Raw genomic sequence first — 12,220 nt, 5'->3', positions numbered from 1 at the left:
TTCCAATCAGGGCTAATAAGCAATCCATTTGAATAAAATCTAATATCTAATATCAAAAATCTAATATAAAATGAGTTTACAATCAAAAATAATGGACGTAATGAAAGATGCCATGCGTTCTAAAGATACAGTGGCATTGGAAGCATTAAGAGCTATCAAATCAGAATTATTGTTAGCACAAACTGCAACAGGTTCAAAAGAAGAAATTTCAGAAGCTGACGAAATCAAAATTTTACAGAAACTTGTAAAAATGAGAAAAGATAGCGCCGAAATTTATAAAACACAAAACCGTCCTGATTTAGCTGAACCAGAATTAGCACAAATTACTGTAATAGAGCAATTCCTTCCAGCACAACTTTCAGAAGCTGAAGTAGAAGCTATCGTTTCTAAAATCATTGCAGAAACTGGAGCATCAGGAATCGCTTCAATGGGAAAAGTAATGGGATTAGCCTCAGCACAAATCGGCGGACAAGCAGAAGGAAAAACTATTTCAGCTATTGTTAAAAAATTATTAGTTTAATTTATAAGTAATTAGTAAAAAGTGATTAGTAATTAGCTATTCACTTTTCACTAATCACTTTTTACTAAATTGGCTGCGTAGTTCAACTGGATAGAATATCAGATTTCGGCTCTGAGGGTTGAGGGTTCGAATCCTTCCGCGGTCACGAATGAATGATTTATTTTAGAAAAAGATACCAAGCTTGCTTGAAGTGTCTTTTTGTAGAATAAATCATTTTTAAAGCGGAGCTTTAAGGTTGGACGAAGTCAATCCTTCCGTGGTCACAAAAACAAAGAATCATTTGATTATATTATACCTTCTTTTTGCTGGAGTAGCAGCATTTTTTTTCTTTGTTGTTTACTCAGTAATCGAGGAAAAATATGGTGTGCTTTTCAATAAACCATTTTACATTCATTTTTATCCAACTTTAAAAACATTGGATGCTAATCAATCTTATGTTTTAAACAAGCAATTTGATTATTACAATTCACTCTCAGATAAAAAGAAAAAATACTTCGAACATCGAGTTGCAACTTTTATAGAACGATATGAATTCATAGGTAAAGAAGATTTTATTATAACTGATGAAGTTCAGGTTTTGATTGCCTCGACGTCTGTAATGTTAACCTTCGGTTTGAGAAATTATTTGTACACCAATATTGATAAAGTAATCGTTTATCCATCGGTTTATTACTCAGAAATTAACGATGCTTATCACAAAGGTGAATTCAATCCGCGAATGAAAGCTATTGTTTTCTCATGGGAAGATTTTAAAGCTGGTTACGAAATTAAAAACGATAATTTAAATCTCGGAATCCACGAATTTGCTCACGTGCTTCATTTTCATGGCATGAACAGTCAAGACACAAGTGCCATAATTTTTTCAAGAATGTATGATAGAATTCGAAGAGAAGTTGAGTATCCTGCCAATAAAGAACGATTAGTAAATTCAGATTATTTCAGAATTTACGCTTACACTAATCATTTTGAATTTTTAGCTGTTATTATCGAACATTATTTTGAATCACCTCATTTATTCAAACAAGAATTTCCAAAACTTTTCGAAAATGTAAGCAAAATGTTGAATCATAAGCACTAGCTTTATTAAATTAAAATTTAAACATATGAAATCACCACAAACAACAAGTTTGTTGCAAACAAACAACAATTATTAAAAAGGTGATACCATATGTTACCTCTAAAAAATAAAATTTAAACATATGAAAATAGTAAATTATTTATTGCTTTTGGCTTTTGTTTCTTGTACAACTGCAACTAAAAAAGAAGCTTTGTTATTCTCATTTCCTAAAAAAATTAAGGAAGTTTCTGGAATAAAAACAGTGCCTAATTCTGATTTAATTTGGGCAATCCAAGATAGCGGAAATCCTAATAAAATATACGGAATTGACCAAAATGGAGAAGCTTTACAAACAATTACAATAACTAACGCTGTAAACAACGATTGGGAAGATATTACTTCTGACAGCAAAGGAAATTTATATGTCGGAGATTTTGGAAATAATGATAACGACCGAAAAGACTTGTCGATTTTTAAAATAAATAATGAAAACCTTGGGAAATCCGAAGTAGCATCAGATTATTCCATCACATTTAATTATCCTGAACAAACCGATTTTCCGCCTAATAAAAAGGAATTATTTTATGATTGCGAAGGTTTTTTCGAAATGGACAACCACTTTTATTTGGTAACAAAAAACAGAAGTAAAAATTTTGACGGAACAACTTTTCTGTATAAAATTCCAAATATTCCTGGAAATCATCAAGCCGTTTTACTTGGAAAATTTAAAACTTGTAGCGATTATGATTCTTGCGTAATTACAAGTGCTGCAATAAGTCAAGACCATAAAAAAGTGGCCATTTTAGGTCATGATACCGTTTGGGTTTTCGAAAATTTTAATGGTGATAATTTCTTTGAAGGAAAAGTAACATCCTATCAACTTGATAATTTTTCTCAAAAAGAAGCCATTTGCTTTAAGGACAATAACACCTTATTTATAGCTGATGAAATTGATAAAAAAACTGGTGGAGGTGATTTATATCAATACATTATTTCTGATTTAAAAACTAGAAAATAAGACCAAATTAACTCGGAGTTAAAGTTTGACATTTGATAGAAACCCAATAAACTACCAACTTAAAAATCAACCATTTTTAAAAACAGCTTTCACGGTTTCTTCATAATTTCGAATGCTTTTTGCTTTCCTAATATTTTTTTCAACTTTATGCGGATTATCAAAAGTGGTAGAAAAGTATTCCCACAAATGGTGCATTTTCAATAAAATATGAGTTGCACCAGATAATGATTCGCTATAGCCTTGATAAAGTGTTTCGTGAAAATCACTAAATAATTCCATTTTGTTTTTAGGATATTCTAAAGTGTTTTCTTTAATCATACTTGGTAAAAAAGGATCTGAAATTAATCCTCTTCCAATCATCCAATGGTCAATGGTAGGAAATAATTCTTGCATTTCTCTAAACTTTGCTACCGAAGTAATATCGCCATTGTAATATAGTTTGTGTTTAGTAGTGTCAATACATTTTTGAAAAGCATCAAGATGAACGCCACCTTTGTAAAGTTGTTTTCCAATACGAGCGTGAATGGCAATATTTTTAATTGGATACTTGTCAAGAATTGGTAAAACATCTAGAATTTCATCTGTAGTATCATAACCCAATCGCATTTTCATAGAAACAATAATGTCAGATTCCGAATGAACTCTATTAAGTATGGCATCTATTTTTTCGGATTCTTTTATCAATCCCGAACCCATTCCACATTTTGTTACCATCGGATAAGGACAACCTAAATTCCAATTTAATTCCTTATAACCTAATTCCTGAACATATTTTGCAACAAATAAAAATTCGTCTGCATCGTTAGTTATCACTTGCGGAATGCATTCTAGCGTGTTATTGTTTTCAGGAAGTAAATCACGCTCATAAGATGACTTAATAACTAGTTTTCCGTTCAAGCGAATGTAAGGCGAATAGAAAGTGTCAATTCCGCCAAAATACTTGTTTTGAGCATTTCTAAAACGAAAGTCGGTAAATCCTTGTAAGGGCGAAGATAATAAGGTATAACTCATGAAATTTGATGTTGTGCAAACTTAATAATCTTTTATCAACTATCTGATTTTTGTCATATTTATATTTTGTATCAAGTGGTAACTTTAATTAATTATTTTAAAGTCATTTGATTATGAAAAAAAATGTACCAGTGTCAAGCATAATGACATCAAATGTTATAAAGTTAAATCTAACGGATGATTTAACAAAAGCAGAAAGTTTATTTAAAAAACATCATATCAGACATATTCCTGTTGTTAGTGGAAATCATATTGTTGGGATGTTAAGCTACACCGATTTATTGCGAATTTCCTTTGCAGATGCTATTGACGATGATGAATTAGAAGTTGATGTAACCGTTTACAATATGTTTTCTGTGGAGCAAGTTATGGCAAGAAATTTAGTAAAAGTTTCTCCAGACACCACAATAAAAGAAGTAGCAGAAATATTGTCTAAAAGAGAGTTTCATGCTTTGCCAGTGGTTCTCGATGAACTTTTGGTAGGAATTGTAACCACAACCGATTTAATAAAGTATTTAATAGACCAATACTAAAAATAAATGCTCCAATTGGAGCATTTATAATTTATATAGAAGTCATTTTCTTTAATTCAGAAATTGTCTCTGGCGGATTTTCGGCTTTAAAAACAAAATTTCCTGCGACTAGAACATCTGCGCCAGCTTCGACTAATTGAACAGCATTTTTACTAGTTACACCACCATCGATTTCAATGATAGTTGAGGCATTGTTTCTAGTTATAATCTCTTTTAGTTGTCTTACTTTTTTATAGGTGTTTTCAATAAATGATTGTCCACCAAAACCTGGATTTACACTCATTATGCAAACCATGTCAATGTCTTTAATCACATCTTCAAGTAAACTTACATTGGTATGAGGATTTAAAGCAACTCCAGCTTTCATTCCTTCGGCTTTTATAGCTTGTAATGTTCTGTGTAAATGCGTACAAGCTTCATAGTGAACTGTTAGTATATTCGAACCTAAATCAGCGAAAGTTTTAATGTATCTGTCAGGATCAACAATCATTAAGTGAACATCGATTGTTTTTTTAGCATGTTTAGAAATAGCTTCTAAAACTGGCATTCCAAAAGAAATATTCGGAACAAAAACACCATCCATAATATCAATATGAAACCAATCGGCCTCAGAATTGTTAATCATTTCGATGTCGCGTTGTAAGTTGGCAAAATCAGCAGCAAGAACTGATGGTGCAATTAAAGTGTTTTTCATTTTGTAGTTGGTGTTGTTTATTCTGAATTTATTTCAAATTCTTTTGTACTTGCAAAGGTAAATTATATTTAAAGAATCTGAAACTACTTTGTTGAGAATCTGAAACGAGTTCAATAGAATCTGAAACGAGTTCAGATTAAAAAACAAAACTCCGGTAATCAGCCGGAGTTTCAATCATCAATCAAAAAACGAACAGTTTTGAAACTGTTGTTGCTTTTATGGAAATTTCAAATTTTTAAATTCCAAATCCCAACAATTGGAATTTGGAATTTTATTTTTGGAATTTATCCAAGATATGTTTTCAAGATTTTACTTCTTGATGTATGTTTTAATCTACGGATTGCTTTTTCTTTAATTTGACGCACACGCTCACGAGTTAAGTCAAAAGTTTCTCCAATTTCTTCTAAAGTCATAGGATGTTGATCGCCTAATCCAAAATACAAACGAACTACGTCTGCTTCTCTTGGAGTTAAAGTTTCTAACGAACGCTCAATTTCTGTACGTAATGATTCGTGAATTAATTCTCTATCAGGATTTGGAGATTCACCAGAACGTAATACGTCATAAAGGTTAGAATCTTCTCCTTCAACAAGAGGTGCATCCATTGATAAGTGACGACCAGAGTTTTTCATTGACTCTTTTACATCATTTACTGTCATATCAAGTTCTTTTGCAATTTCTTCAGCAGAAGGTGGTCTTTCATTAGATTGCTCTAATAAAGCATACATTTTGTTGATTTTATTGATAGAACCAATTTTATTTAATGGCAAACGAACGATACGAGATTGCTCTGCAAGCGCTTGAAGAATCGATTGACGAATCCACCAAACCGCATAAGAAATGAATTTGAAACCACGAGTTTCATCAAAACGTTGTGCAGCTTTAATCAAACCAAGATTTCCTTCATTAATTAAATCAGGAAGTGTTAAACCTTGATTTTGATATTGTTTTGCTACAGAAACCACGAAACGTAAGTTAGCTTTAGTCAATTTTTCTAAAGCACGTTGGTCACCAGCTTTGATACGTTGTGCCAATTCTACTTCTTCATCAGCAGTAATAAGGTCAACTTTACCAATTTCTTGTAAGTATTTGTCTAAAGAAGCAGTTTCACGATTAGTTACCTGCTTGGTGATTTTAAGTTGTCTCATGTATATTTTTCTCCTTTACTTTAAAGTGTTCAGGTAATTATACGTTATGAGTTACAAAAAAGTTACAAAATCATTAATAATTTTTAAAAAAGTAAATCAACCTGATTGTTTAATCGTTCTATATAATAATCAATTTTTCGGTTGGCACGATTAAAAAACAAATTTTGTTCCTTAATTCCAGATTGGTTCAATGCTTTAGAATTTAGAATTTGCTGATTAAAAAACTGATGCACATTTTTACAACTTTCTTTGTTGTCAGTAATAAAATAGCCTAACAATGTATAAGGAATAAACATCGTGAGCTTTTCTTCAGTTTCAATAAGCATATTATTATTCAACAAAATCAACTCATTGTAGTATATAGAATAATTCGAATTAGATTTGTTTGATTTGTCTTTTATCAAATTCAAAATCCGTTTTAAATCTAAATACAATGCTGTTGCATTTTTAAAATTCAGCAAGCCAGATTCGTAAAAATATAATATTTGTTGCAAACTACTGTTGATTGTTGTATCGTTCCAAACTTCTTTTACAGTAACTTTTTCATATATTTTTTTCAATTTATGCGTGTGTTCCATAAACGATTCGTCAATAACAAAGTTCTCAAAAGATACGTTAGATTGATTCGGATTTAACAACGTCAACCAAACGTAGGCTTTAAATTTTGACATTATAGTTCCTTCCATAAAATAAAATAGCGGAATATCCTTAGCAGAATAATATAAAGTTGCTTTTTCGGTTGTTGCCAATTGTTCAATACGCTCAGCCGATTTTTTAAAATACGAAAGCATGTCTTTTATCGAAGTTATTTCTATGGTTTTTTCAACAATTACTTTATCGTTTTTTAAAAATAATTTGTCTAGCGAAATATTAAAATGATTTGCCAATAGCAATGTTTCATCAATAGAAAATTTACTCTTGCCCGAAACTCTTCGGTGTGCGGCATCATAACTACTATTTAGAATAGCAGAAATTTCATCATTTAAGGAAGCTGAACTTGAAAGGTGCTTTCTAATTTCTTTTAAAAGTAGTTCTTGATTCGTCATAATTTGCGATAATCACAAATATATAAATTTTATTTATTAAATATCGCCAATACACTTGTATTAATCGCAATAGTTTTGAACTATAATTTTAAAACTATTATTATGAAAAAAAGATTTTTGATTTTTCTATTTCTGGTTTCGTTATCAGTTTTTTCACAAAATGATTCTATTAGTTCAACGGTTTTTAGTTTAACTCCTAGAAGTAATAAGGATATAAGGGTTAACGGAATAGCTATTGGTTTAGGTATTAATATGGGTGACGAAAATACATTAAGCCAAATTAATGGATTAAACATCGAAATTAATCCGCTATCTATCTTTATACTTATGTTTGATGATCCATCTAGAAGAGGTTTTTCTGAGTCATCAACAGCAACAATTAACGGTATTAGTCTCAGTTCTGGCCATTCTAATCAGAATGAAGATATTGTATACAATGGTTTACAGTTGTCTTTGTTTAGTACAAGTCATTCTTGTAATGGAATTTCATTGAATGGATTTTATAATTATGCAACAAATATGAATGGTATTCATGGAAGTTTTCTTCTAAATTATTCAAAAAAATCTAACGGATTATTCGTGTCTTTTAGTAATTATTCTGAAATTAATAACGGATTGCAAATTGGAGTATTTAATAAAACTGAAAATTTTTATGGAGTTCAACTTGGCGTTATAAATAAAACCAAAAAGCAGAAAGGATTGCAAATTGGTTTGTGGAATATAAATAGTAAAAGGTCGATGCCTTTTTTAAATTGGTAAGTTATGAGAACAATAATAAATATCATTTTAATTTTTATTTGTATTAACTCTAACGCCCAAGAGTTTGTAAAAGATACCACAAAATATGAGCGATATAAATTTGAAACCGGAATTTTAATACCCTTGGGAAATTTACAATCCAAAATTGATGTCTCTCAGCAATACGGTTTTTGGTATAGAACAAGAATTGAACACAACGATTTATTAGATTTAGGTTTTACTATAGTGGTGCCAACCATAAAAAATAGTTTTGTCTATCGTGGTAAAGATTCAGTTTTTAATGTCAAGCCAAAAGGTATTAGTGTTATGGTAGCTTTTAGAATGAATAAACTATATCGTTTTACTATTTTTCAAAAAAGCGCAACGATAGAGTGGAGTTCTACCTTTGGAGCTAGTTTTTTTTCTTTTGAAGACAAGGAAAATCCTGAGAACGAAAGTGGATATTATACCGATGAAAACGGAAATCTAACATATCGCATTGATACAAATACCAAAGCTTTGAGCTGTTTGTATGCCGCTCAAGGAGTTTCTATTACATCAAACAGAATTGGAGTTCAAGTTATTTATAATTTTACACCCTACAATTGGTTTTCAAAAAGGATTGATAATGATTTTGGTAATAGCAGCTTGTCTTTTCAGTTTAGCTATAAATTTTAATAAATTAAAAACCCCAACTCAACTAAATGAATTGGGGTTTGCAAACTAAATCAAATAACTATTAATTATTGAAAATATTGAATTCAATTCCGATTAAAATATTGAAGTTGAAAGGACTCGTTTTAATGTCATTCTGATTATTTTTAAATTGATATTTTAACATTGGTTCGAAGTTGAACTTAATTTTAAATGATTGTTCGATAAAATTAAAATATTCTAATTAATCTGGTATTTATATTTGGTGCATTTTTACTTAATAGAAAAGATCCACCTGTATTAAAATTTACAGCTTTTGATTCAGATAAACTTCCTTCAGAGGAACTCCAATAGTAACCAGTAGAGAAATTACCAATTCCATTTAAGTGTAAATTAGTATAAAGTAACTGGAGTTCTTCTAATGAAGGTATGAACCAATCTCTTTTATTAGCAATAATTTCATTTAAAGAGGAAATGGCACAAACTGTCCCATTATTAAAAGCGCTACACACACTTGGGTTTGTGAAATAATTAATTAAGTTTTTATGTCGATTTGCAATCGCTATGGTGTTTTGATGTCCAGCTCCAACAAGATCAAATTGAGCATTTACAATTTCAGAATTAATGCAACCCCATTCTTCTTGCCCAGTTAAATCATTAGGTGCAACTTCAATATAGCGCCAACCATTAGTAAATTCTCCTTTATCATAAGCAATTATTCCTCCTGCTGGTCCTACATCACCTATTTCATAATCTAATAAATTAGAACATTTTAGTTTTAGTTTTCTGGTTTGTGTTGAGGTTGATAAAATAAGATAATCTTCATTTATATCTGCAATTCGATAATTATGATTCCAATATTGTGCAACAGCAGAAGTGCCATCAAGATTAATATTAACATGAAGTATGTTATTTACTTTTAATACATTCCATGTGCCAACATAATTATTGTTTAAATGAAATAATGTTATGGTAAAATCTTCATTTACAAATATAACCGCACCTGCATAATCATTATTTAATTCTTCTTCTATGTATGGTATTTCATAGATACATGTTACAGGGTTTTTTAACATTCCTGAACAATAACTAATTAAATTTTGATCTTCACATGATAATAATGATTTTTTTAATTCTTCATCATTATTAATACTTATACTTGTTCCATCAGGTAGAGTCGTTTCAATAGGATAACTTATACTTACAGATTGATTTTGATTTAATTGATTCAAAAGTTGTTCAAACTGATTGTCGTTATACAATGTTATGGTCTGAATAGGATTAATATATTGATCATATTTTATCACAACCATTGGATATATAAAATCAACACATATGTTGTTTTCTATAGGATTGTCACCAATTGTAACAATATTTCTAATTAGTTTAAATAGTTCATCTTCTTTGCGAAGTGTGTCTTTTAGAATTTCTACAGGTTCATTTTCACAACTTGAAAACAGTACTATTAGAATCGCAACTGTAAGTCTTGTAAAGATTTTCATATTTTTTTTATTTTATAGATGCGAAAAAAAGGAAAAGGTTGCGTGTAAAAATAAAAAAACCTTGAAAATTAGTTTTTCAAGGTTTTAAAGTATTAAAATTTTAAAGATTATGCTTTCGGAGCTTCGTCTTTTTTCTCTTCTCTTGGAGGTCTTGGTAAAAGGGCTTTTCTAGAAACTTTTTCTTTTCTAGTTTTTGGGTCAACACCTAAATATTTCACCATAAACACATCGCCCATATTTACAACATCAGAAACATTTTCTGTTCTTTCCCAAGCTAATTCAGATACGTGTAATAAAACTTCATTTCCTGGAGCAGCTGTGTATTCTACAACAGCACCAAAATCTAACATTTTAATTACTTTCACTTCATAAGCTTCACCCATTGCTGGTTTAAAGATAATTGAGTCAATTTTAGCTAAAACTGCTGCAATTCCATCAGGATCTGTTCCAAGGATTTCAACAACACCTTGCTCGTCAACTTCGTTAATAACAATTGTAGTTCCAGTAGCTTTTTGTAATTCTTGAATTACTTTTCCACCAGGTCCAATTAAAGCACCAATAAAGTTACCAGGAATTGTTCTTGTGATGATTTTTGGAGCGTGTTTTTTAACATCAGTTCTTGGTGTAGCAATAGTTTCTGTAATTTTTTCTAAAATATGCATACGTCCATCACGAGCTTGACCTAAAGCTTGTTCCATAATGTCGTATCTCAATCCTTCAATTTTGATATCCATTTGACAAGCAGTGATTCCGTCTTTTGTTCCAGTTACTTTAAAGTCCATATCTCCTAAGTGATCTTCATCACCTAAGATATCAGAAAGAACTGCAAAATTTTGACCATCTGTAATTAATCCCATAGCAATTCCAGAAACTGGTTTTACCATTTGAACTCCAGCATCCATCAAAGCCATTGTTCCAGCACAAACTGTAGCCATAGAAGACGAACCGTTAGATTCTAAAACTTCAGATACAATTCTAATTGTATAAGGACAATCTGCAGGAATCATGTTTTTTAAAGCACGTTGTGCTAAGTTTCCGTGACCAACTTCTCTTCTTGAAGTTCCTCTTAAAGGTTTAGCTTCTCCAGTTGAAAATGGTGGAAAATTATAATGTAAGTAGAATTTTTCTTCTCCTTGTTCTGATGGTGAATCAATTTGGTTAGCTTCTCTAGATGTTCCTAAAGTAACTGTTGCCAAAGCTTGAGTTTCACCACGTGTAAATAATGAAGAACCGTGAACAGAAGGTAAATAGTCAGTTTCACACCAAATTGGTCTGATTTCTGTAGTTTTTCTTCCGTCAAGACGAATTCCTAATTCAAGAATTACGTTACGAACTGCTTCTTTATTGGTTTTATAGAAGTATTTAGATACTAAATCTCCGTCAGCAGCTAATTCTTCTTCTGTAAATAAAGCTTTTACTTCTTCCTTTACTTCAGCGAATGCAGCACTTCTTTCGTGTTTAGCCGAACCTACTTTAGCAATAGCATAGATTTTATCGTATGCTGCAGCTTTTACTTTTTTGTAGATTTCTTCATTTTCTTTTTCACCTTCGTATGTACGAGTTTCTTTTTTGCCAAATGCTTCTTGTAAACGCAATTGAGCGTGAATTTGAACTTTGATAGCTTCGTGAGCAAATTTAATTGCTTCAACCATTTCTGCTTCAGAGATTTCTTTCATTTCTCCTTCAACCATCGCAACAGAATCTAATGAAGCACCAATCATCATGTCGATGTCAGATAATTCTAATTGAGTTCTACTTGGGTTGATTACAAATTTACCATCTACACGTGCAACACGTACTTCAGAAATTAAATTGTAAAAAGGAATGTCTGAAACTGCTAATGCTGCTGATGCTGCTAAACCTGCTAATGCATCTGGCATAACATTGTCATCGTGAGACATTAATTGAATCATCACCTGTGTTTCAGCATGATAATCGTCTGGGAAAAGCGGACGTAAAACACGGTCAACAAGACGCATTGTTAATACTTCACTGTCACTAGGACGAGCTTCTCTTTTGAAAAAACCACCTGGAAAACGTCCAGCTGCTGCAAATTTTTCACGGTAATCTACCGTAAGAGGTAAAAAGTCAACTGCTGGGTTTGAAGTTCTTGCTGATACAGCTGTAGCTAAAAGCATACAGTCGCCACATCTTACAACAACCGAACCATCGGCTTGTTTTGCTAATTTACCTGTTTCGATTGTGATAGATCTTCCATCACCTAAATCGATTGTTTCTTGGGTTACTTTTGGAATCATAAAATTTAATTCGTTTAAACTATTAGGTTAGTTGTGTTGTA

At 31.2% G+C, this 12,220-nt stretch carries 12 protein-coding genes and 1 tRNA gene; 7 read left to right on the top strand and 6 right to left on the bottom strand.

Annotated features, from left to right (window positions below; genetic code table 11):
* The first annotated feature begins 70 nt into the window (after positions 1–70).
* The 4 genes from ABD766_RS03715 (at position 71) to ABD766_RS03700 (ending at position 2,595) form a co-directional block, all read left to right on the top strand.
* Entirely contained in the window at positions 71–520 is a 450-nt protein-coding gene (locus ABD766_RS03715) for a GatB/YqeY domain-containing protein (protein WP_344815435.1), read from the top strand.
* 71 nt (positions 521–591) lie between these two features.
* Positions 592–665, top strand: a tRNA-Arg gene (locus ABD766_RS03710).
* A gap of 135 nt (positions 666–800) precedes the next feature.
* On the top strand, positions 801–1,598 hold the full coding sequence (locus tag ABD766_RS03705; RefSeq protein ID WP_344815434.1) for a zinc-dependent peptidase: 798 nt from the start codon (positions 801–803) through the stop codon (positions 1,596–1,598).
* A 121-nt stretch (positions 1,599–1,719) separates the two neighbouring features.
* Entirely contained in the window at positions 1,720–2,595 is an 876-nt protein-coding gene (locus tag ABD766_RS03700) for a hypothetical protein (protein ID WP_344815433.1), read from the top strand.
* Between the two features lie 66 nt (positions 2,596–2,661).
* Here ABD766_RS03700 and ABD766_RS03695 read toward each other — a convergent pair whose 3' ends face one another.
* Positions 2,662–3,606: a tRNA dihydrouridine synthase gene (locus tag ABD766_RS03695; RefSeq protein ID WP_344815432.1), complete on the bottom strand. Its 945-nt coding sequence runs from the start codon at positions 3,604–3,606 to the stop codon at positions 2,662–2,664.
* A gap of 113 nt (positions 3,607–3,719) precedes the next feature.
* Between ABD766_RS03695 and ABD766_RS03690 the strand changes: the two genes are divergently transcribed.
* Positions 3,720–4,139, top strand: a complete 420-nt coding sequence (locus ABD766_RS03690; protein WP_344815431.1) for a CBS domain-containing protein — start codon at positions 3,720–3,722, stop codon at positions 4,137–4,139.
* Positions 4,140–4,170: 31 nt separating this feature from the next.
* On the opposite strand, the gene rpe is transcribed toward ABD766_RS03690, so the two are convergent.
* From rpe to ABD766_RS03675, 3 genes are all read right to left on the bottom strand, one after another.
* Positions 4,171–4,833, bottom strand: coding sequence for a ribulose-phosphate 3-epimerase (gene rpe, locus ABD766_RS03685; protein WP_344815430.1), 663 nt, complete (start codon positions 4,831–4,833; stop codon positions 4,171–4,173).
* A gap of 284 nt (positions 4,834–5,117) precedes the next feature.
* On the bottom strand, positions 5,118–5,981 hold the full coding sequence (locus ABD766_RS03680; protein WP_007804760.1) for a sigma-70 family RNA polymerase sigma factor: 864 nt from the start codon (positions 5,979–5,981) through the stop codon (positions 5,118–5,120).
* Positions 5,982–6,064: 83 nt separating this feature from the next.
* Positions 6,065–7,027, bottom strand: a complete 963-nt coding sequence (locus ABD766_RS03675; protein ID WP_344815429.1) for a hypothetical protein — start codon at positions 7,025–7,027, stop codon at positions 6,065–6,067.
* A 102-nt stretch (positions 7,028–7,129) separates the two neighbouring features.
* On the opposite strand from ABD766_RS03675, the gene ABD766_RS03670 reads away from it, so the two are divergent.
* A complete protein-coding gene (locus ABD766_RS03670) occupies positions 7,130–7,786 on the top strand; it encodes an LA_2272 family surface repeat-containing protein (RefSeq protein ID WP_344815428.1) in 657 nt (218 codons plus the stop codon).
* 3 nt (positions 7,787–7,789) lie between these two features.
* On the top strand, positions 7,790–8,443 hold the full coding sequence (locus tag ABD766_RS03665; protein WP_344815427.1) for a hypothetical protein: 654 nt from the start codon (positions 7,790–7,792) through the stop codon (positions 8,441–8,443).
* 206 nt (positions 8,444–8,649) lie between these two features.
* Here ABD766_RS03665 and ABD766_RS03660 read toward each other — a convergent pair whose 3' ends face one another.
* Both ABD766_RS03660 and ABD766_RS03655 read right to left on the bottom strand, forming a co-directional pair.
* Positions 8,650–9,921, bottom strand: coding sequence for a hypothetical protein (locus ABD766_RS03660; protein WP_344815426.1), 1,272 nt, complete (start codon positions 9,919–9,921; stop codon positions 8,650–8,652).
* 107 nt (positions 9,922–10,028) lie between these two features.
* A complete protein-coding gene (locus ABD766_RS03655) occupies positions 10,029–12,179 on the bottom strand; it encodes a polyribonucleotide nucleotidyltransferase (RefSeq protein WP_344815425.1) in 2,151 nt (716 codons plus the stop codon).
* Positions 12,180–12,220: the final 41 nt, after the last annotated feature.

Source organism: Flavobacterium cheonanense, from assembly GCF_039539185.1.
Taxonomy (GTDB): domain Bacteria; phylum Bacteroidota; class Bacteroidia; order Flavobacteriales; family Flavobacteriaceae; genus Flavobacterium; species Flavobacterium cheonanense.
Note: the sequence above shows the minus strand (reverse complement) of the source record. Positions and strands in the feature narration are given on the sequence as shown.

Excerpts from the sequence above, each read along its gene's own strand:
- ABD766_RS03715 (WP_344815435.1), top strand. The coding sequence starts at position 71 with ATGAGTTTACAATCAAAAATAATGGACGTAATGAAAGATGCCATGCGT.
- ABD766_RS03700 (WP_344815433.1), top strand. The coding sequence starts at position 1,720 with ATGAAAATAGTAAATTATTTATTGCTTTTGGCTTTTGTTTCTTGTACA.
- ABD766_RS03695 (WP_344815432.1), bottom strand. The coding sequence starts at position 3,606 with ATGAGTTATACCTTATTATCTTCGCCCTTACAAGGATTTACCGACTTT.
- ABD766_RS03690 (WP_344815431.1), top strand. The coding sequence starts at position 3,720 with ATGAAAAAAAATGTACCAGTGTCAAGCATAATGACATCAAATGTTATA.
- rpe (WP_344815430.1), bottom strand. The coding sequence starts at position 4,833 with ATGAAAAACACTTTAATTGCACCATCAGTTCTTGCTGCTGATTTTGCC.
- ABD766_RS03680 (WP_007804760.1), bottom strand. The coding sequence starts at position 5,981 with ATGAGACAACTTAAAATCACCAAGCAGGTAACTAATCGTGAAACTGCT.
- ABD766_RS03675 (WP_344815429.1), bottom strand. The coding sequence starts at position 7,027 with ATGACGAATCAAGAACTACTTTTAAAAGAAATTAGAAAGCACCTTTCA.
- ABD766_RS03670 (WP_344815428.1), top strand. The coding sequence starts at position 7,130 with ATGAAAAAAAGATTTTTGATTTTTCTATTTCTGGTTTCGTTATCAGTT.
- ABD766_RS03665 (WP_344815427.1), top strand. The coding sequence starts at position 7,790 with ATGAGAACAATAATAAATATCATTTTAATTTTTATTTGTATTAACTCT.
- ABD766_RS03660 (WP_344815426.1), bottom strand. The coding sequence starts at position 9,921 with ATGAAAATCTTTACAAGACTTACAGTTGCGATTCTAATAGTACTGTTT.
- ABD766_RS03655 (WP_344815425.1), bottom strand. The coding sequence starts at position 12,179 with ATGATTCCAAAAGTAACCCAAGAAACAATCGATTTAGGTGATGGAAGA.